Genomic DNA, 19,362 nt, shown 5'->3' with positions numbered 1-19,362 from the left:
TCACTTCCAGCCCAGTGCCGGGGCCACCTCCGTGAGGATCGCCTCGAGGACGTGGGCGTTGTAGCCCACTCCGAGCATGTTGGGAACCGTGAGGAGGAGCGTGTCCGCCGCGGCGATCGCCTCGTCCTCGCGCAGCTGCTCCACCAGCGCCTCGGGTTCGTCCGCGTAGGACCTCCCGAACACCGCCCGGGTGTGCGCATCGAGCATTCCGAACTGATCGCTGCGCTCACCGCTGCCCAGGAAGTACCGGCGGTCCAGGTCGTTCGTGAGCGCGAAGATCGACCGGGACACGGAGACCCGCGGTTCGAACCCGTGGTCGTGCCGCGCCCACTCCTCGCGGAACGCCTCGATCTGCTTCCGCTGCTGGATGTGGAAGGGCTCACCGGACTCGTCGTCCTTGAGCGTGGAGGACATGAGATTCATGCCCGTCCGTGCGGCCCAGCGTGCGGTGGCATCGGAGCCGGCGCCCCACCAGATCCGCCGGCGCAGACCTTCCGAGTACGGCTCGAGGCGCAGGAGTCCGGGCGGATTGGGGAACATCGGCCGCGGATGGGGCTGCGCGAACTGCCTGCCGGAGAGCAGTTCGAGGGCCGTCTCCGTGTGCCGCCGGGCCATGTCCGCATCCGTCTCCCCCGCCGCGGGCCGGAAGCCGAAGTGCCGCCAGCCGTCGACCACCTGCTCCGGTGACCCCCGTGAGATCCCCAGCTGCAGGCGGCCTCCGGAGATGAGGTCCGCCGCGCCCGCGTCCTCCGCGAACCCGTGTGGTTCGGAGTAGCGCATGTCGATGACCCCGGTGCCGACCTCGATCCGGCTCGTCCTCGCGCCCACGGCAGCCAGCAGCGGGAAGGGCGAGCCGAGCTGCCGGGCGAAGTGATGGACGCGGAAATAGGCGCCGTCGGCGCCGAGTTCCTCCGCCGCGACTGCGAGGTCGATGCTCTGCAGCAGGGCGTCGGCGGCGGTCTGCGTGTACGAGGTGGGGTGCGGGTTCCAGTGTCCGAAGGACAGGAAGCCGATGCTCTTGCGGGTGCTCACGTCCGGCTCAACCCGGGCGCCACACGGCGTATTCCGCGGCGGCGGCCGTCCCCGTCCCGCAGACGGGCGCCCGGAGAAATCCGCGCCGGAACCGCCGCGGACGGCCGCTGATCTGCTAGACATTTCCCTATGAACGCCAAGGCACAGGGAAGTGCAGAATCGTACGTGTTCGGCCGTGTCGTCCAGCTCGCCGTCGTCGCAGCCCTGGGCGGCTTCCTCTTCGGCTTCGACACCTCCGTCATCAACGGTGCCGTGGATGCGATGCAGGGCGCCTGGGACACCTCCTCGCTGCTGACGGGCTTCATGGTGTCCTCGGCCCTGCTGGGCTGCATGGCGGGCGCCGCGATGGCCGGCGGCATCTCCGCGAAGATGGGCCGCGTGAAGGTCATGCTCATGGCCTCGGTCCTCTTCGCCGTCTCCGCGCTGGGCTCCGGTCTGGCCTTCGGCCCTGCCGACATGATCATCTGGCGCGTGGTCGGCGGACTGGGCGTGGGTGCGGCCTCCGTCATCGCCCCGGCCTATATCGCGGAGATCTCACCGGCCTCCGTCCGCGGCCGGCTGGGCTCCCTGCAGCAGCTCGCGATCGTCACCGGCATCTTCGCCGCGCTCCTCAGCGACGCCGCTCTCGCCGCTGCCGCGGGAGGGGCCGCCGAACAGCTGTGGCTGGGCCTGCCCACCTGGCGATGGATGTTCATGGCCGAGGTGGTCCCCGCCGTCATCTACGGCATCCTCGCGCTCACCATCCCGGAGTCACCCCGCTATCTGGTGCAGCAGGGACGTGAGGACGAGGCGAACAGAGTGCTCTCGGAGATCTTCATCGAGGGCGTGGCCCTGCGCATCCAGGAGATCAGGAAGACGGTGGACACCCAGCGCAAGCCGCGGCTGTCGGACGTCCTCAACCCCAAGCGCACCAATCTCCTGCCCATCGTGTGGATCGGCATCGTCCTGAGCGTCTTCCAGCAGTTCGTGGGCATCAACGTGATCTTCTACTACTCCACGACGCTGTGGAAGTCCGTGGGGTTCGACGAATCCGATGCGCTCACCATCTCCGTCATCACCTCCGTGACGAACATCGTGGTCACGCTGCTGGCCATCGCACTCATCGACCGGATCGGCCGGCGCCTGCTCCTCATGATCGGCTCCACGGGGATGACGGTGGCACTGGGGGTCATGACGCTGGCGTTCTCGCTGGGCATCAATCCGGCCGCGGAGGCAGTGGAGCTGCTCCCCGGCTGGGACACCGCCGCCCTCATCGCGGCCAACGCCTTCGTCGTCTTCTTCGGCATGAGCTGGGGGCCGGGGGTCTGGGTCCTGCTGGGCGAGATCTTCAACAACCAGATCCGCGCGTTCGCCCTCGGCATCGCGGCGGCGGCGCAGTGGCTGGCGAACTTCGTCATCTCCACCTCGTTCCCCAGCATGGCGGACGTGGGTCTGTGGTTCGCCTACGGCTTCTACACGGTGGCCGCGCTGGCCTCGCTCCTCTTCGTCCTCAAGTTCGTCAGGGAGACGGCGGGCAGGGAGCTCGAGGACATGGAGTGAGGGCGTGGGGCGTCCGCGCTCGCGCGCTGAGCTGGGCCGCAGCCCCGTCCTCCATCGGCCCTCGGCCGCGACCGCTACTCGGCGATGGGGAAGGAGATCGACGTAGGGCCGTCCTGGAACGTCAGGCCCAGTGGCACAGCGGGGTGCTGTGACCGCTCCAGCGAACCATCCTCGCGGATCCTGAAACTCACCAGCTTCACCGGCCACTTCCGCGCCTTCACGGGCGACCCCGTGACGAACAGCCAGGCGCCGTCCGAGGACTGCGCGAAGTCCATCGCAGCGCCTGGGCTGGGATACGGCGAGCCCGGCAGCGCGATGAGCTCACCGTTCTCACGCAGGGAGTACCCACTGATCGTCTCGTCGATCGGGTTGCCCACCCAGACGTATCTGCCGTCCCGGCTGAATGTGGGATTGTGCACCGCGCGGCCGGCGGGTAAGGGAGACGTGGGGATCTCGGTGAGCAACCCGTTGGGTCCGATCTCCAGCACACCGATCGAGCTGCTGCCCTCATTCGCCGTGAACAGGAACCGCTTGTCCGGCGAGTACACGGGGTTCACGGGCGTCCGGCCGGAGACCTGCAACTCGTGGATCTGTCCGCCGATGCCGCCATCGGCTTCGAGTGCGTAGGTGAAGATGGTGTTCGAGAAGGCGCTGATGACGAAGATCTTCGTGCCGTCGGGCGAGATCTTCGGCTGCACGAGGCCGTGCGAGAACTTGCCGCGTCTGCGGCGGGGGCCTGCAGGCGAGAGCACTCCGTCCTCGCTGAGGCGGAAGTGCTGGATCGAGCCCCAGAGCATGCCGGCCAGGCCGCGGCCCATTCCCACGTACACGTCCCGGCCGTTGGCCGCGGTGTCGGTGCCGAGCGGCGTGGTGAGCCGGTCGAATCGGTACGTGCTGGCCTCGGTCACGGAACCGTCGTCCTCCACGCGGTACACACCGATCTCGGGCTTGAACGTCTGCCGCATGCCGCCGCCCATCGGCAGCCCCCAGTCCGCAGGGGCCAGAAGGTATTTCCCGTTCGGAGTCACCCGCAGGTCGACGCAGCCGGATCCCGTCCTGAAGGGAGAGCCGGGAAAGAGCTGTGCGCTGCCATCGTCGTAGAGATCCACCACGGCCATGCCGGGGCTCTGCGCGTTGACGTACAGACGGTCGGTGGCTCTGCGGTTCGCCGGAGAGGTCATGCGTGCACTGTTCCTTTCGAGAATCGGATGCGCACATGCATCGAGCATCATGGCGCCCCTTCGTCCTGGTGCAGTGACCCCACGCTATAGAGAGAGCGGCCTCCCAACGAGGGAGAGAACGTGACCATCTGTGCAGACGGCGGACCGGGGCGCTCGGAGCTAGGCTCAGGCCCGTGTGCCCAGCGGCCGGACGGTCCGCCCTCCCCGGGCGACCGACGCAGACAGACAGGCTCCGTCAAGTTACCAATTATTGGTAAGCTATGAGCATGAGCCCGAACACATCGATCAGCCTGGACTCACACTTCTCCGACTTCCTCGCCCGCGAGGTCGCGACCGGGCGATACAGCTCAGCGAGTGAGGTCGTCCGCGCGGGGCTGCGGCTTCTCGAGGATCAGGAAACCCAGATGTCGGCGCTGCGCTCAGCACTCGCCGCGGGTGAGGAGAGTGGAGCGCCTGAGCCCTTCGACTTCGATGCGTTCATCGAAGCGAAGAAGTCGTGAAGGAGTATCGACTCACGCCAGCAGCCAAGCGGGACATCTCCTCCATCTGGGACTTCACGCAGGAGCGCTGGGACGCCCACCAGGCAGAGACATACGTCACGGACATCAGGTCTGCGATCGAGCGCATTGCCGCCCAGCCCGACCGAGGGCGCGCGTGCGACGAGATCCGCCGTGGCTACCGGCGCTACAGCATCGGCAGCCATCTTCTCTTCTACGTGGAGAACGGGAACTACATCGATATCATCCGCATCCTGCACCAGCGGATGGACCCGAGCAGGCATCTGTAGGAAGACCCACGGGTGAGCACCAGCATTCCGCGCCCAGGTCTCTGGCGCTGCGCCTGAGCTTCAGTGCCATACTGAACCGCATGACCCTCTACCTCTCCACCGATGCCGAGGCAGACGCCCTCCTCGCCCACGACCGCTTCGCCCTCATGGTGGGCATGCTCCTCGATCAGCAGGTGAGCATGGAATCCGCATTCGCCGGCCCCTACAAGCTGGTGCAGCGCCTGGGTGATGTCACCCCCGCGAGCATCGCAGCCATGGACCCGGACGCCTTCCTCGAGGCCTTCCGCCAGTCCCCCGCCGTCCACCGCTTCCCCGGCTCCATGGCCGCCCGGGTGCAGAAGCTCGCGCAGACGCTCGTGGACGAGTACGGCGGTGACGCCGAGGCCGTCTGGACCGCCCCGGACACGGACGGTTCCGCGCCCTCGGGAGCCCTGATCCTGCGCCGGCTGAAGAAGCTGCCGGGGTTCGGCGACCAGAAGGCGAAGATCTTCCTCGCGCTGCTGGGCAAGCAGTTCGGACTGGAGGCCGAGGGCTGGCGCGAAGCGGCCGGAGAATACGGCCCGGACGATGCCTACCTCTCCATCGCCGATGTGCGCGACGACGCCACGCTCCAGCAGGTCCGCGCCAACAAGCAGGCCCGCAAGGCCGCGGCGAAAGCGGCCAAGGCGAAGAAGTAGGTGCCTACTCTCGCCGGTGTCTCACTCTGCATCGCCTTCGCCTCGAAATCTCGATGCAAATTGAGACATCGGCAGCAGGTGAGGCTCAGGAGCCGCCCGGCTCCTCGACCGTCGCGCCCGTGATCTCGACCTGAGCAGAGGCGGCCACTGCCGCTCCGTGCTCCAGGGTCCGGGAGACGGCGCAGATCCGCTCATGCGCGGCATCCATCAGCCGCTCCACGAAGACCTCCGGATCCTGCCGCCGCGTCCATTCCGTCAGTGCCAGGTCGAAGGTGACGTCCAGCCCGTCCAGACGCACGGGACCGGCGGAATCCTTGAGCTTGTCCGCGTCGACGGTGAACGCGAACCGCTCCGGCTCGCCGCCGCGGGTGAGCGGCTTGTCCACGCAGACAGCCATGCAGCCGGCGAGCGCGGCCATGAGCATCTCCGCGGGCTGCACGAGTCCCTCTCCCCTGCCGAACTCCAGCTGCGCGCCCGAGGCCGTCGTCACCCGATACCGCTCGAACCCTGTGCGGGCGACGGACACCTGCAGGTGTTCCGCCACTCGCTCATCCTCGGGCTCGTTCGCTCGGGAACTCGCCACGTGCCCGTCCTCGCTCATCGCGACTCAGACCGCCGAGGCGAGCGCCAGCTGCCAGCTCACGCCCAGCCGGTCGTTCAGCCACGCGTAGCGCTGCGCGAAGCCGTAGTCGTCGCGGTCCTCCATGAGGAACATGCCCCCGTCGGAGAGACCGGCGAGGACGGCCTCGTACTCGGCCGGGTCCTGGGTCTCGAAGTACAGCGAGGACGCCGGCGTGAAGGTGAACTGGTGGTGGATGGGCGAGTCGTTGATCCGCACGCGGAGGCCGTCCAGGTCCGCCACCGCCATCATGATGAGCGGCGCCTCTGTGCTGACGGCCGGGTTGGCCTCCGTCGCCGCGGCTTCCGCCTGCGCCGCGTCCTCCGCCGGGAAGTGGACCACGGACTGCACGGACGAGCGCGGGATGACGGAGGTGTAGAGGTCCAGCGCTTCCTGCGCGCGGCCCTCGAACATGAGGAACGGGGTGAGTGCCATGGCGGTCTCCTTCTTCAGCCTGGAACCCTCTCAGCCTAGGACCTCGGCCGGACCCAGGTACATCCAGCGCCGGGCCCTGCGCACGAACCGCGCCACCTCGTGGAGCTCACCGCTGCTGCCGTCCGGTTCGCGATAGGCGGCGCGGTACTCGACGGCTCCCTCCTCGTCCTGGACACCGCCGGCGCTGACGGCCTCCACGCGCAGGCCGATCCACTCCGCGCCGTCGCCCACGTCGATGCGAGCCGGCCGGGTCTTCGGATGCCAGGTGCGGAACAGGTGGTCCTCGTCGCCCTTGACATGGGCGGTGTAGCGGGAGCGCATGAGCTGCTGCGCCGTGGGAGGCCACGTCGTCAGGGTGAGCGCGGGCTCACAGCACTGTGAGTAGGTCGCTCCCTTCGGGTAGCCGCCGCAGGGGCACGGGGCCGAGGCCTGGGACGCCGAGGCCGGGGGCACCGGTGCCGAGGCTGTCTGGTCCTGAGCTGTCTGGTCCTGAGCAGGCTGGGCCGAGGCCAGCTTGTCCGGGGTGCGCGCAGTAGAGTCCGTCACGGGTCCAGACTAGTGGTCGCCGCACGCCGGCCCGCCTTACCGAGGAGAACAGACGCAGATGGATCGCACGCGCGCAGAGACGGAGCCTCCGGTGCAGAAGGTCGGAGGCTCAAAAGACGCGGGCCGGAATCCCACGGCGCAGCGATTGCGCCAGGCCGTGCGGGCCGTCATCCTGGACCCGGACGACCACATCCTCCTCGTCCGCTTCCGCTGGAGCCGCCAGCCCTCCGCCAATGGGCTCTGGGCCACTCCCGGCGGCGGGATCGAGGCCGGTGAGACGCACCTGGAGGCGCTGCGGCGGGAGATGCACGAGGAGACGGGCATGCCGGTGGCAGAGCTGGGACCTCTGCTCTGGACCCGCACGGCCCACCGCGCATTCAGCGGATGGACCGGCCAGACCGACCACGTGTACCTCTTCCGCACCGAGCGCTTCGACCCCACACCCGCGCTCACCCCCGCCCAGCTGCGGGACGAAGGAGTGCAGGAGGTCCGCTGGCTCTCCCCCGCCGAGATCGCGGCACAGAACGCGGTCTTCGCTCCGCGCACGCTCCCCGGACTGCTCACCCGGCTCCGTGCAGAGGGACCTCCTCCGCAGCCGCTCCGCCTCGAGGAGTTCTGACCGAGGCGGAGGACTCCGGCCGGCGGTCCCCGGGGCAGCCAGCCCTGAAGCGAACGCCGGATCCCGGCACCGGGCACCAGTGCCGCAGATGCCCGGCGAACCCCGCCGAGGCCTCGGGCCCGCTCCTCATCAGCCCGTCTCCGTATGCTCCCCGCCGCCATAGCGCCGGTGCGCTTCCAGGAGCAGAGTGAGGACGTCCGCTTTGGGCACTGCGGGGAACGCGGCGACCTGGCCTCTCACTCTCGCCTCCGGATCAGCAGGACGCGCATGCCCCAGCTCCGTGCATGCGCCACCGCGCGCCCACGGAGCTGAGCGCCTCCTGCGTCACCACCAGCTCGGGACGCGTCCACGGCACCCACACCACCAGGAGAACACCGCCCCAGGCCAGCACGAGGACGAAGACCGCCGTCAGCAGCCCGATCACCACGATCGCCGCGGCCTCCGCGCAGCTCGCCGCCGCTGTGCCCTCCTGCGCCTCCCAGAACCTCAGCGGTGACATCGCACTGCCCAGCAGCAGCCAGACGAGCAGCGCACAGACCGCCCAGACCAGCAGCCCCGCGGCGGCCGAATCACGCACGCGCGTGTGGATGACGACCTCGCGGCCGTTCTCCAACTCACGCAGCCACCCCTCCACACGCTCCCGGCAGGCCTTGGCGCGCAGCACCTCCAGCGGCGGGTGCGAATGCCCGTCGGCGCGGAAGCTCCCGGCACGAGGGCGCCGAACCGGACGCCGTCCGCCCGGCGGCCCCTGCTCCTGCTCAGCCATCTGCGCCGTCCCGTCCTTCCACCGTGCACCAACCTCTCGTGCGCGAGCCCCCTTCTGTGTGCCCGCTCTCTCCTGTGAGGTGGGGACCCGCACACATCCGTTCCCCGCTCCCATCCTCGCCGCACTCAGCCGAGAACAGAACCGGCCACGGCTCGCTGTCATGCCCACCGACCTGTGCCGAGACGGCGGGCGCCGAGATGACGAACCGGCAACCGCCCGGCGAACTCTCCCACCTCCATGTCCAGCTGCGACACGATTCCCCCGGACCGCTGAAGCTCCGCCGCTACGCTGAATGACGACCCGCCCGCACCATTTCCGCCGCGCCCCCGCAGAGGAGCATCCGCATGCACCCCGACGGCACGAGCCGCACACCGGATCCGCCGGCCCACGAGGCTCAGCACCACGACGCGCAGCATCACGAGGCACAGGCCTCGGCCCCGCCTGCGCACAGGACGGCTCCCGCCTCCCCGGACGACCACAGGAAGTTCTCCCTCAGCGAGGACTGGCTGGCCACGGTCGCGGGCCTCCTGCTGTTCGCCGCCTGCATGGCGGGCCTCCTCACCCCGGAGATGCTCCCATGACCGGACCTCAGCCCTCTGCCGCGGGGAAGTCGCGCCCGCGGACCACCGCACCGACCGTCGCGCAGGCCACCGCACCCGAGGCCGAGGCCCCCGAACGCTCTCGCCTCACCGGAGCCTCGGTGCTGTGGACGCTCACAGGACTCGCCTTCGTCCTCGCACTGGCATGGGCGGTGCGGTTCCTCACCGACTGGGTGCCCGAGGCCGCTGCCGCGACCGGCTGGGGCGACGTCGCGAAGTCCGTCGAGTACCCCGTCTACGCGATCGTCCTGGGATTCGCCGCGAACGCGCTGGTGACGGCCACCGGCCTGCGTTCACGCCTCGAACCGGCCTTCCGCACAGAGCTGTTCATCAAGGTCGGTCTGGTGCTGCTGGGCGCCTCCATCGACTTCGCGGTGATCGCGCGCGCCTTCGGTCCTTCGCTCGCACAGGCGTGCCTGCTGGTCACCGCCGTGTTCCTCTTCACCTGGTGGATGGCGGGGCTCCTGGGCATCGACGACCGGCTGCGGGCGCTGCTGGCGACCTCTCTCGCCGTCTGCGGAGTCTCCGCCGCCGTGGCGGCGGCGGGCGCGGTGCAGGCGAAGAAGGAGCAGCTCGCCTTCACGGCCACACTCGTGGTGGTGTTCGCCGTCCCCTCGATCTTCCTCCTGCCCTGGCTGGCGGGGCTCATGGGTCTCTCCGATGCGGTCACCGGCGCCTGGATCGGCGGGAACATCGACACGACCGCGGCCGTGACCGCCGCCGGAGCGGTGGCCGGCGAGGAGGCCCTCCAGATCGCCTCCATCGTCAAGGTCACGCAGAACGCCCTCCTGGGCGTCGTGGCCGTGGTCCTCACCCTCGCCTTCGCGTCCCGCGGAACCGGGCGTGCGCACGCGCCGGGCGACGAGGACGTGCCGGGGACCACGGAGACGTCCGGCGGCACGGAGGAATCCGCGCGCCCGGGCGAGGGCTCCCCGGTGACCGGCGCCTCGGCGGAGACCCGGCCCTCCCTCCGCCGGCGCGCGGCGATGGTGTGGGAGCGCTTCCCCAAGTTCGTCCTCGGCTTCCTCGCCGCCTCCGCCGTCGCGACACTGCTGGGGCAGATGCTCCCGCCGGAAGCGCTGGAGCCCAGGCTGGAGGCCGCGAAGGAACTGCAGACCTGGGCCCTGACCCTGGCCTTCGTCTCCATCGGCCTGGAGTTCCGCGTCTCCGCCGTGCGCGAGGCGGGCTGGCGTCCCGTGGCCGTGTTCGGCACGGCGACGGTCTTCAACCTCCTCGTGGGCCTGGCCCTGGCGTCCCTCCTGTTCGCCGGGGTGCAGGTGTGACATGCCTCCGGCCAGGGAATTCCCATTCGCGGGCCCCATGCGGATCCGGCTCTCATGCTGTAGGCTGTTTTCAGGCGTTCGCGGACGACCGGTGCTCACACAGGACCGGAACTTCATGTGACGCGATTAGCGAATACACTCGCGGACGGATCCTCCCGGAACCGTTCAGCGACCTGAACGAATCGGTTTCTCATCTCTTCTGCATCTCCAGTTTCACCCGCACGTCCCCTGATTTCCTGGCAACGCGCCGCTGACGATGTTCACGCGGCCACCCTCACCGGCGAGTTCGCCGGCCACGTCGTCGAGAACGGCCTCGACTTCACCGCCTACGGCCCCAAGGGCCAGCGAATCAGCGCGCACGTGTCCCTCTCTGCGGCTCGGTCCGCACTCGAAGACTTCTCCCTGCACATCCCGGGTCCCGTTGCGGCCCTTCCGCGCACCTCTGGTGCAACCACAAGCTCCGCGACGGCGCCGTCGTCGCGGTTTCATGGATCACTCCCGTGGTCCCAGACAAAGAAGGAATGACGTCATGGCCACAGGCACCGTCAAATGGTTCAACTCCGACAAGGGCTTCGGCTTCATCGCTCCCGATGACGGCTCGAGCGACGTTTTCGCCCACTTCTCCGCCATCCAGGGTTCCGGTTTCCGCAACCTCGAGGAGAACCAGAAGGTCGAATTCGACATCGAGCAGGGCGACCGCGGCCCGCAGGCTGCGAACATCCGCGGCCTCTGATCTTCTGATCGATCCGGACCCGCAGACTCCCGCCGTTCCTCGCAACGGCTGAGCAGGACGGATCCCAGGGGCAGACGACTCTCGTCAGACGCGCTCCTCCCCTCGTGGGAGGCGAAGGGCCGGCATCGGTGACTCCACCGCTGCCGGCCCTTCGTCGCATCATCGCTCACGCCTGACCACGCGCACCCGGCGCACGGCCCGCCGCCGTCGCCGAGGACCGCGGGCCCGCCGTGAGTCCAGCGATCGGCAGACGCCCATTGCTCCGACGACGGCCGCCGCGACCCTTCCCGTCGCCGCGCAGGCCCCACAGCAGACAGGCGCAGCCATGACGCACTCGCCCCATGCCTCCCTCCTCCCCCGGCCCGTACAGGGCCCTCTCCGGCGCACATATGCACGCCGTGAGGACTTCCCCTCCCTCACCAAGGTCTACTCCCAGCTGTCGAGGACCGCGCGTGAGGCCGGCCTCCTCGACCGTGCCCCCTGGTTCTACGCGCTCACCGGTGCGGGGATCGCGCTGGGCCTCGGCGGTGCCGTCACCGGCTTCGTCCTCCTGGGCGACTCCTGGTTCCAGCTCCTCATCGCCGCGGCGCTCGGCATCCTGTTCACCCAGGTGGCGTTCCTCGCCCACGAGGCCGCCCACCGGCAGATCCTCGCCTCAGGCCCGGCCAACGACTCGCTCGCACGTGTGCTGGGCGGCATCGTGGGCATGAGCTACTCCTGGTGGGACTCCAAGCACAGCCGGCACCACGCCAATCCCAACCGGGTGCGCAAGGACCCGGACATCGAGGTCGACACCATCTCCTTCCTCGAGGAGGACGCCGCTGAGGCCCGCGGCCTGCGCCGCCTCCTCACCCGGAAGCAGGGCTGGCTCTTCTTCCCCCTGCTCACGCTCGAGGGGATCAATCTCCACTTCCTCAGCCTCAAGCACCTCGTCACGGAGAAGCAGGTGAAGGGCCGCTGGATCGAACTCGCCCTGTTCGCCGTGCGCTTCCCGCTGCTGCTGGTGCCCGTCTTCGCCTTCCTGCCCCTGGGCATGGCGTGCGCGTTCATGGGCGTGCAGCTGGCGGTGTTCGGTGTGTACATGGGCGCCTCGTTCGCACCGAACCACAAGGGCATGCCGGTCATCGCGCGGGACGCCAAGCTGGACTTCTTCTCCAAGCAGGTGCGCACCTCGCGCAACATCCGGGGCGGCTGGTGGGCCACATGGCTGATGGGCGGCCTCAACTACCAGATCGAGCACCATCTCTTCCCCAGCATGGCGCGCCCGCACCTGGCCCGCGCACGGGTGCTCGTGCGCGAGTTCTGCCGCACGCACGACGTGCCCTACACGGAGACCTCCCTGCTGCGCTCCTATGCGATCGTCGTCGGCTACCTCAACCGCGTGGGGCTCGCCGCGCGGGATCCCTTCGACTGCCCGATCACCGCGCAGTACCGCAGGGCGTAGACAGCAGGTGCTGTCGTCCGGCCCGACCTCCATGCGGGCCTCTCACGCGAGAGCGCGGGCTGCCTGCACACTGCCGGGCACGGATGAGCCGGGCGCTCAGAGCTGGGGGAAGCTCCGCTCCCCCGGGTGCTCGTCCGTCTCGTGGATGTCTGCGGCACGACCCACGATGAGAGGGTCGACGGTGCCGACGACCGCCGGATCCTTGTCCGGATAGTCGAAGAGGCTGAGGACGTAGCGCATGGCCTCCAGCCGGGCGCGCTTCTTGTCGTTCGACTTCACCACGGTCCACGGAGCCGTCTCCGTGTCCGTGTAGTAGAACATGGCCTCCTTGGCCTCCGTGTACTCGTGCCACTTGTCCAGCGAGGCGAGGTCCGTGGGCGAGAGCTTCCACTGCTTGAGCGGATCCTCGGAACGGGAGCGGAAGCGCTCCCGCTGCTCCGCACGGCTCACGGAGAACCAGAACTTGATGAGCCGGGTGCCGGAGTTCACCAGCATCCGTTCGAACTCGGGTGCCGCGCGCATGAACTCCGTGTACTGCTCGTCCGTGCAGTACCCCATGACCTTCTCCACTCCGGCGCGGTTGTACCAGGAGCGGTCGAAGAAAACGATCTCGCCGCCGGCGGGCAGATGCTCCGCATACCGCTGGAAGTACCACTGGGACTTCTCACGTTCGGTGGGCACGCCCAGGGCCACGGTGCGGGCACCGCGCGGGTTGAGGTGTTCCGTGAAGCGCTTGATGGAGCCGCCCTTGCCCGCCGCGTCCCGGCCCTCGAACACGATCGCGATCTTCGCCCCGGAGGTGCTCACCCAGCGCTGGAGCTTGAGGAGTTCGATCTGCAGCTCGCGCTTCTGCGCCTCGTACTCCACGCGCTTGAGCTTGCGCGCGTACGGATAGTCCTGGCGCCAGGCGGGAAGCTCGGCGATCTCCGCGGCGCCGGCCGCGGCTGCGGACGAGGGATGCGTTTCTGCCATGTGCGAGCCTTTCATGTACCTGTGCCTGCGCCGGTCTGTTGTCGGAGCGATCAGAGATGCGGGGGCGAGGCGTTCTCCGCGTAGTCGCCCACCGTGTCGTCGTTGAAGGCCTTCCGGATCTCATCACGCCCAGCCTCATCCACGTTGAGGATCGCCTGCCCGTCCGCCGAACGGCCGGCGCCGGAGATGGGTGCGGAGAAGAACGTCACCTCGCCCGGCCGCACCTCGCGCATCTCGTAGCCGATGCTGGCGATCTTGGATGCGGTGAGCTTGTCGTCCACCGTCATGTAGGGAGCGAAGTCCCTCACCATGCCGGTGACCTTGTTGGGGTTGCTCAGCGTGTCCGCGGAGATGATCTTGGACGTGAGCGCCTTGAGGTAGGCCTGCTGGTTGCGCGCGCGCTGGAGATCGCCGTCCGCAAACCCCTTGCGCTCACGGACGAAGGCGAGCGCCTGCTCACCATCCAGCTCGTTCTCGCCCTGCGTGAATGAGTGACCGTCGATCTCGAACGCCTGCTCGGAGTCCACCGTCACGCCGCCCACACTGTCCGTGAGCGCCTTGAAGCCCTCGAAGTCGATGATCGCCACGTGGTGGATGGGCGCATCGATGAACTCGCTGATCGTCTGGTTGGCCAGCGGAAGGCCGCCGTAGCTCATGGCGGCGTTGATCTTCGCGTTGCCGTGGCCTTCCACGGGCACCCACATGTCACGCGGAATCGACATGATCTGCGCACCCTTCCGGTCCCCGTCCAGGTGCATGACCATGATCGTGTCGGAGCGAAAGCCGCGTGCCCCTCCCGCGTAGTCCACATCCTCGTCCCGGGCGTCCGAACCCAGCAGGAGGATGTTGATGGGGTCACCGGCCTCGGCCACGGGCTGCTCGCCGCTGTAGAGGTCGTCCTGCCCCAGCTGGTTCGAGTTGTCGTCGAAGAGCTTGCCAAGATAGAAGACGTATCCGGCCACCGCGGCGACCGCCAGGAGCACCAGCACCAGGAGGGTCACGAGGATCTTGCGCCCCGTCCGCTTCTTCCTGGGACGGCGGTCCCGGTGCGAGGGCTCGACCGGGTTGCCCTCGGGATCGTAGGCAGTCGCAGCCGAAACGCCGCCGGATGGTGCCTGGTACTCGGGTGTGTGGGACACGCTCAGACCTCTTGTGGTGATACGACGCAAGACCGAGGGGAACATATTTCGTCACAGTGCACGGCCTGCTGCAGACAGACCTTCCGAGTATAGACGGGCCGCGGGTACCGGCGTTGTCCACCGATGTTCAGCCGAACCCCACCGTCTCCGAAGTTCAGGGTGACTCACGCTGAGACAGGGAGGTCCACTCACGCCGAGACACCTTCCGTGCAGTGCTCTCGACGTCTAGCGTGGACGTGCACAGACGACATCGGCTCTGCAGGAGGCAGTGATGAGAGCAGCGCGCTTCTACGATCGCAAGGACATCCGGGTCGAGGACATCCCGGAGCCGGAGCTGAAGCCGGGCACGGTGGCGATAGACGTCGCCTGGTGCGGCATCTGCGGCTCCGACCTCCACGAGTACCTCGAAGGCCCCCTCTTCATCCCGGCGGCCGGACATCCGCACCCCATCTCCGGCGAGTCCGCGCCCGTGGTCATGGGGCATGAGTTCTCCGGCACCATCACCGCCCTCGGCGAAGGCGTGGACGACCTCGAGGTGGGCCAGTCCGTCGTCGTCGAGCCCTACATCATCGGCGGGGACGTGGACACCGGGCCGGGCCAGAGCTACCAGCTGTCCAAGGACATGAACTTCATCGGGCTGGGCGGCCGCGGCGGGGGCCTCTCCGAGAAGATCGTGGTGGAGCGCCGCTGGGTGCATCCGGTGGGCGACATCCCGCTCGACGAGGCGGCCCTCATCGAACCGCTCTCCGTGGCCCACCATGCGTTCGTTCGTTCGGGCGCCGCTGCCGGCCAGACCGCGCTGGTGGGCGGCGCCGGGCCCATCGGCCTGCTCACCGCCGCGATCCTCAAGGCGGAGGGCCTCACCGTCTACGTCTCAGAGCTCTCGGAGGCGCGGAAGGAGAAGGCACGGAGCACCGGCGTCGCAGACGAGATCCTCGATCCCCGCGACGGCGACGTGGCCGAGCGCGTCCGGGAGCTCACGGGCGACACGGGAACGGATGTCGCCTTCGAGTGCTCATCCGTGCCCGTGGTGCTCGACACCCTCATCGCCGCCGTGCGGCCCGGTGGCGTGATCGTGAACGTGTCCATCTGGGGGCACAAGCCGGAGGTGGACCTGCCCAGCATCGTGCTCAAGGAGATCGACCTGCGCGGCACCATCGGCTACTCCAACGACCACCCCGCGACGATCGAGCTGGTGCGCAGCGGCAAGATCGATCTCAAGCCGTTCATCACCAGCCGGATCGGCCTCGACGAGGTCGTCTCCGGAGGGATCGAGCAGCTCATCAACAACAACGAGCAGCACGTGAAGATCATCGTGAATCCGCGGGCATGAGGCCCAACTGCAAGGACAGCGGGAAGTCGGGTGCCGTATGCCGGCTCCCGGCTTCCCGCGTTCGCAGCCGGCAGCTGAGCGGACTCGGGGAAGAGAAGCGTCACGTGGGCCGGCGCGACGCACGCACTTGACGCTCCTCTCAACTGAGTGAACACTTGATCAGAGCCTGAGGAGGCCGACTGACCAGGAGGTACTGCAATGACGCAGGTGCACACACGATCCGGCATCGTCGAGGGAACGCGGGAGGCGGGTGTCCACGCCTTCCTGGGCGTGCCCTATGCCCAGGCCCCCGCGCACACCGGATCCCCCACGGGCGAGTTCGATCCCCCGCAGCCCGCCGCTCCCTGGGACGGGGTCCGACCTGCACGCAGCCACGGTCCCACAGTGCCGCAGTATCCCTACCCGCCCGTGCACGCCGAGCTGCTGGCGAATCCGCTGATCCCGGGCGAGGAGTACCTCAACGTCAACGTCTGGACCCCGGATCCCACCGCGTCGCTCCCCGTCTACGTCTTCATCCACGGCGGTGCGTTCGTCCACGGCTCCGGTGCCGTCCCGCAGTATGACGGCACCGCCTTCGCCCGCGACGGGATCGTCTGCGTGACCCTCAACTACCGGCTCGGCGCACACGGCTGGCTGCAGCTTCCGGACGGCCCCGCGAACATCGGTCTGCGCGACCAGATCGCCGCGCTCACATGGGTGCGAGAGAACATCGCGGCCTTCGGCGGCGACCCGGAGAGGGTGACGATCGGCGGCGAATCCGCAGGGGCCATGAGCGTGGGCGCACTGCTCGCTTCGCCCGCGGCCTCGGGCCTGTTCCGCGGCGCGATCCTCCAGAGCGGTGCCGGGCACCATTCCCTCCCGCCCGAGACCGCGCACCAGGTGACACTGGCACTCGCGGAGAAGCTCGGGATCGCGCCCACGCGCACCGCGTTCGCCGCCGTACCGCAGGCAGACCTCCTCACCGCGGTGAAGGCGCTGACGGTCCAGGTCCAGACCGAGAGGGACGTCGCACGCTTCCGCGAGGTTGCGGCGAACTCCATGCTCTTCTCCCCCACCGTGGACGGCGAGGTCCTGCCCACCGCCCCCATCACCGCCATGACGACCGGCACCTCGGCGGACGTACCGGTCCTCATCGGCACGAACACGGACGAGAACACGCTCTTCACCGTCCCCTCCGGCGCCTACGAGGCGGCGGACACTGCGGCTCTCCACGGAACCCTGCGCGGGCTGGGCTTCGCAGATCCGGAGGAGGCGGCCGCGCTCTTCGACGATACCGCTGACCCGCGCCCGGGAGCGGCCCTCACCGCAGTGCTGACGGACTGGATGTTCCGCATTCCCGCCGTCCGCGCCGCCGAGGCCCGCGCGGCCACCGCCACCTCCCCCTCCTTCATGTACGAGTTCGCCTGGCCCAGCGGCACGCAGGGCGGACGCCTGCGCGCCTGTCATGCCCTCGAACTGCCGTTCGCGTTCGACACGCTGGACGCGGAGCATTCGGCGGCACTCACCGGACCGGAGGCCCCGCAGGCCCTGGCGGACGAGGTGCACGCGGCCTGGGTCTCCTTCATCCGCGACGGAGACCCGGGCTGGGAGCCGTACAGTCCGGATCACCGCGCGGTGGAGGTCTTCGACCTGGAGCGCCGCACCTTCACGGATCCGCACAGCGAGCGCACCGCCGCATGGGAGGGACTCCGGTGAGCACGCAGCCGGACACCGCAGAGCACACCCGGACAGCACAGCACACTCGGCCGGCAGAGCACGCCCCGGCCACCGCGGAGGAGGTCTACCGGCGCTACGCGGAGGAGCGGGACAAGCGCCTCGCCGCAGAGGGCCAGCGCAGCTACGTCCGCATCCGCGATGCCTTCAGCGAGCAGCCCACGGACCCGTACATGCCCGTGGCACCCCGTGACGCCGTCCACGACGAGGTCGAGTTCACGTTCGTGGGCGGCGGCTTCGCAGGACTGCTCACCGCCGCCCGGGTGCGCGAGGCCGGCTTCACCGGCAACGCGGACGTGCGGATCGTCGACTCCGCCGGGGATCTGGGCGGCGTCTGGTACTGGAACCGCTACCCCGGCCTCATGTGCGACACCAGCTCGCTCATCTACATGCCGCTGCTGGAGGAGACCGGGCACCGGCCCACGGAGCGCTACGCCCACGGGCCGGAGATCTCCGCCCACTGCCGGCGGATCGGCCGCCACTACGGCCTCTACGACAACGCCCTCCTGCACACCGCAGTCACCCGGGCCACGTGGCTGGAGGACGAGTCGAAGTGGCTCGTGGAGACGAACCGCGGCGACGCCTTCCGCACCCGCTATCTGGGCATGGGCATGGGGCCGCTGAGCGTGGCGAAGCTGCCGGCCATCCCGGGCATCGAGGAGTTCGCCGGCGACTGGTTCCACACGAGCCGCTGGGACTACTCCGTCACCGGCGGCACGCCCGAGGGCGGCGAGCTCACGGGCCTGCGCGGCAGGCGGACGGCGATCATCGGCACGGGTGCCACGGCGATCCAGGCCGTGCCCGAGGTCGCCCGCGCCGGGGCGGAGCTGTTCGTCTTCCAGCGCACCCCCACGTCCGTGGACGTCCGCGACAACGGCCCGGTGGATCCGGAGTGGTTCGCACGGATCTCCGCGCAGCCGGGCTGGCAGGCGGCCTTCCTCGACAACTTCACGCGCAACTGGGACGGCCACATGCTGGGCGAGGAGGGAGACGTCGAGGACCTCATCCAGGACGGATGGACGGACCTCGGGCGCAGGCTGCGCGCGGCGGTCCGCAGCGTCCCGCCGGAGCAGGCCACACCGGAGTCCGTGGGCGCAGCCGTGGCTGCCGCGGACCTGGCGAAGATGGACGAGATCCGAGCCCGCGTGGACACACTCGTGGAGGATCCGCGGACCGCGGAGGGGCTCAAGGCCTGGTACTCCCAGCTGTGCAAGCGGCCGGGCTTCCACGACGAGTACCTGCAGTCCTTCAACCTCCCCCACGTGCACCTCGTCGACACCGACGGGCAGGGCGTGGAGCGCATCACCCGCGACGGTGTGGTGGTGAACGGCGAGGAGCACCCGGTGGACGTGATCGTCTACGCGACGGGCTTCGAGTACGCCAACGATCCCACCGCCGTCAACGGCTTCGACATCGTGGGCGCGGACGGACGCACCCTCGCCGAACACTGGGCCGGCGGCATGCGCACGCTCCACGGGATGCAGGTCCACGGGTTCCCCAACCTCTTCATCCAGCAGCTGACGCAGGGAGCCGCGCTGAGCTCCAACGTGCCGCACAACTACACCCATGCGGCACGCGCCGTCGGGGCGATCCTCCGCCGCGCGCAGGAGACCGGAGCCCGCCGCATCGAGCCCACCGCCGAGGCGGAGGCCGCCTGGGTGCGCATGCTCCTGGAGGAGAGCCGGCCCCGGGACAGGAGTGACTGCACGCCCGGCTATTACAACAACGAGGGCAGAGGCGCGGACGAGCGCAGCCGGTACGCGGTGGGCTATCCGGCGGGAGCCTTCGCATTCTTCCGCCACCTGGAGACCTGGCGGAGCAGCGGGGACTTCGCCGGCCTCGAGTTCTCCTGAGCAGGCTCCGAACGGTGACCAGCCCCGGCTGAGAGGCGCGCGGGCCGGCCCCGGTCACCGCGCACCCGACGGAGCACTCGGCCCGCACACCC

The 19,362-nt window shown here is 69.1% G+C and carries 20 protein-coding genes; 12 read left to right on the top strand and 8 right to left on the bottom strand.

The window, feature by feature from the left end:
* The gene (locus ABD240_RS01275; protein WP_291792619.1) at positions 1–1,032 is read right to left on the bottom strand and encodes an LLM class flavin-dependent oxidoreductase; all 1,032 of its coding nucleotides are present in this window, start codon (positions 1,030–1,032) and stop codon (positions 1–3) included.
* A gap of 129 nt (positions 1,033–1,161) precedes the next feature.
* Here ABD240_RS01275 and ABD240_RS01270 point away from each other — a divergent pair, with 129 nt between their 5' ends.
* Positions 1,162–2,571: a sugar porter family MFS transporter gene (locus ABD240_RS01270; protein ID WP_291792616.1), complete on the top strand. Its 1,410-nt coding sequence runs from the start codon at positions 1,162–1,164 to the stop codon at positions 2,569–2,571.
* A 74-nt stretch (positions 2,572–2,645) separates the two neighbouring features.
* Here the strand turns inward: ABD240_RS01270 and ABD240_RS01265 are convergent, their stop codons facing one another.
* Positions 2,646–3,752, bottom strand: coding sequence for a lactonase family protein (locus ABD240_RS01265; RefSeq protein ID WP_344334513.1), 1,107 nt, complete (start codon positions 3,750–3,752; stop codon positions 2,646–2,648).
* 266 nt (positions 3,753–4,018) lie between these two features.
* Here ABD240_RS01265 and ABD240_RS01260 point away from each other — a divergent pair, with 266 nt between their 5' ends.
* From ABD240_RS01260 to ABD240_RS01250, 3 genes are all read left to right on the top strand, one after another.
* Positions 4,019–4,252 (top strand): type II toxin-antitoxin system ParD family antitoxin, encoded by a 234-nt coding sequence (locus ABD240_RS01260; protein ID WP_291792611.1) that lies wholly within the window; start codon positions 4,019–4,021, stop codon positions 4,250–4,252.
* Positions 4,249–4,539: a type II toxin-antitoxin system RelE/ParE family toxin gene (locus ABD240_RS01255; RefSeq protein ID WP_291792609.1), complete on the top strand. Its 291-nt coding sequence runs from the start codon at positions 4,249–4,251 to the stop codon at positions 4,537–4,539. Before ABD240_RS01260 ends, ABD240_RS01255 begins: the two co-directional genes overlap by 4 nt.
* A gap of 80 nt (positions 4,540–4,619) precedes the next feature.
* Entirely contained in the window at positions 4,620–5,216 is a 597-nt protein-coding gene (locus ABD240_RS01250) for an HhH-GPD-type base excision DNA repair protein (protein WP_291792606.1), read from the top strand.
* An 85-nt stretch (positions 5,217–5,301) separates the two neighbouring features.
* Here the strand turns inward: ABD240_RS01250 and ABD240_RS01245 are convergent, their stop codons facing one another.
* From ABD240_RS01245 to ABD240_RS01235, 3 genes are all read right to left on the bottom strand, one after another.
* Positions 5,302–5,760, bottom strand: a complete 459-nt coding sequence (locus tag ABD240_RS01245; RefSeq protein ID WP_344334511.1) for an OsmC family protein — start codon at positions 5,758–5,760, stop codon at positions 5,302–5,304.
* A 63-nt stretch (positions 5,761–5,823) separates the two neighbouring features.
* A complete protein-coding gene (locus ABD240_RS01240; RefSeq protein ID WP_291792600.1) occupies positions 5,824–6,270 on the bottom strand; it encodes a VOC family protein in 447 nt (148 codons plus the stop codon).
* 30 nt (positions 6,271–6,300) lie between these two features.
* A complete protein-coding gene (locus tag ABD240_RS01235; RefSeq protein WP_344334510.1) occupies positions 6,301–6,816 on the bottom strand; it encodes a YchJ family protein in 516 nt (171 codons plus the stop codon).
* 58 nt (positions 6,817–6,874) lie between these two features.
* Here ABD240_RS01235 and ABD240_RS01230 point away from each other — a divergent pair, with 58 nt between their 5' ends.
* A complete protein-coding gene (locus ABD240_RS01230; RefSeq protein ID WP_344334508.1) occupies positions 6,875–7,435 on the top strand; it encodes an NUDIX hydrolase in 561 nt (186 codons plus the stop codon).
* A gap of 253 nt (positions 7,436–7,688) precedes the next feature.
* Here ABD240_RS01230 and ABD240_RS01225 read toward each other — a convergent pair whose 3' ends face one another.
* Entirely contained in the window at positions 7,689–8,201 is a 513-nt protein-coding gene (locus ABD240_RS01225; protein WP_291792591.1) for a hypothetical protein, read from the bottom strand.
* Positions 8,202–8,545: 344 nt separating this feature from the next.
* Between ABD240_RS01225 and ABD240_RS01220 the strand changes: the two genes are divergently transcribed.
* From ABD240_RS01220 to ABD240_RS01205, 4 genes are all read left to right on the top strand, one after another.
* The gene (locus tag ABD240_RS01220) at positions 8,546–8,782 is read left to right on the top strand and encodes a hypothetical protein (protein ID WP_291792589.1); all 237 of its coding nucleotides are present in this window, start codon (positions 8,546–8,548) and stop codon (positions 8,780–8,782) included.
* Entirely contained in the window at positions 8,779–10,083 is a 1,305-nt protein-coding gene (locus ABD240_RS01215) for a YeiH family protein (RefSeq protein ID WP_344334506.1), read from the top strand. Before ABD240_RS01220 ends, ABD240_RS01215 begins: the two co-directional genes overlap by 4 nt.
* Before the next feature lie 529 nt (positions 10,084–10,612).
* A complete protein-coding gene (gene cspE / locus ABD240_RS01210) occupies positions 10,613–10,816 on the top strand; it encodes a transcription antiterminator/RNA stability regulator CspE (protein WP_029088933.1) in 204 nt (67 codons plus the stop codon).
* Between the two features lie 325 nt (positions 10,817–11,141).
* Positions 11,142–12,260, top strand: coding sequence for a fatty acid desaturase family protein (locus ABD240_RS01205; RefSeq protein WP_291792579.1), 1,119 nt, complete (start codon positions 11,142–11,144; stop codon positions 12,258–12,260).
* A gap of 96 nt (positions 12,261–12,356) precedes the next feature.
* On the opposite strand, the gene ppk2 is transcribed toward ABD240_RS01205, so the two are convergent.
* Both ppk2 and ABD240_RS01195 read right to left on the bottom strand, forming a co-directional pair.
* Positions 12,357–13,232: a polyphosphate kinase 2 gene (gene ppk2 / locus ABD240_RS01200; RefSeq protein ID WP_344334502.1), complete on the bottom strand. Its 876-nt coding sequence runs from the start codon at positions 13,230–13,232 to the stop codon at positions 12,357–12,359.
* Positions 13,233–13,282: 50 nt separating this feature from the next.
* Positions 13,283–14,371 carry an LCP family protein gene (locus tag ABD240_RS01195; RefSeq protein ID WP_291792573.1) on the bottom strand — a complete coding sequence of 363 codons (1,089 nt, stop codon included), beginning with the start codon at positions 14,369–14,371 and terminating at the stop codon, positions 13,283–13,285.
* 271 nt (positions 14,372–14,642) lie between these two features.
* Between ABD240_RS01195 and ABD240_RS01190 the strand changes: the two genes are divergently transcribed.
* The 3 genes from ABD240_RS01190 to ABD240_RS01180 all read left to right on the top strand — a co-directional run bounded on the left by ABD240_RS01190 (position 14,643) and on the right by ABD240_RS01180 (position 19,270).
* Positions 14,643–15,704 carry a 2,3-butanediol dehydrogenase gene (locus ABD240_RS01190; RefSeq protein WP_344334500.1) on the top strand — a complete coding sequence of 354 codons (1,062 nt, stop codon included), beginning with the start codon at positions 14,643–14,645 and terminating at the stop codon, positions 15,702–15,704.
* A gap of 198 nt (positions 15,705–15,902) precedes the next feature.
* The gene (locus ABD240_RS01185) at positions 15,903–17,399 is read left to right on the top strand and encodes a carboxylesterase/lipase family protein (RefSeq protein ID WP_291792570.1); all 1,497 of its coding nucleotides are present in this window, start codon (positions 15,903–15,905) and stop codon (positions 17,397–17,399) included.
* Positions 17,396–19,270, top strand: a complete 1,875-nt coding sequence (locus tag ABD240_RS01180; protein ID WP_291792567.1) for a flavin-containing monooxygenase — start codon at positions 17,396–17,398, stop codon at positions 19,268–19,270. The genes ABD240_RS01185 and ABD240_RS01180 overlap by 4 nt, the downstream gene beginning before the upstream one ends.
* Positions 19,271–19,362: the final 92 nt, after the last annotated feature.

Origin of the sequence: Brevibacterium salitolerans (assembly GCF_039531405.1) — a bacterium.
Taxonomy (GTDB): Bacteria; Actinomycetota; Actinomycetes; order Actinomycetales; family Brevibacteriaceae; genus Brevibacterium; species Brevibacterium salitolerans.
Note: the sequence above shows the minus strand (reverse complement) of the source record. Positions and strands in the feature narration are given on the sequence as shown.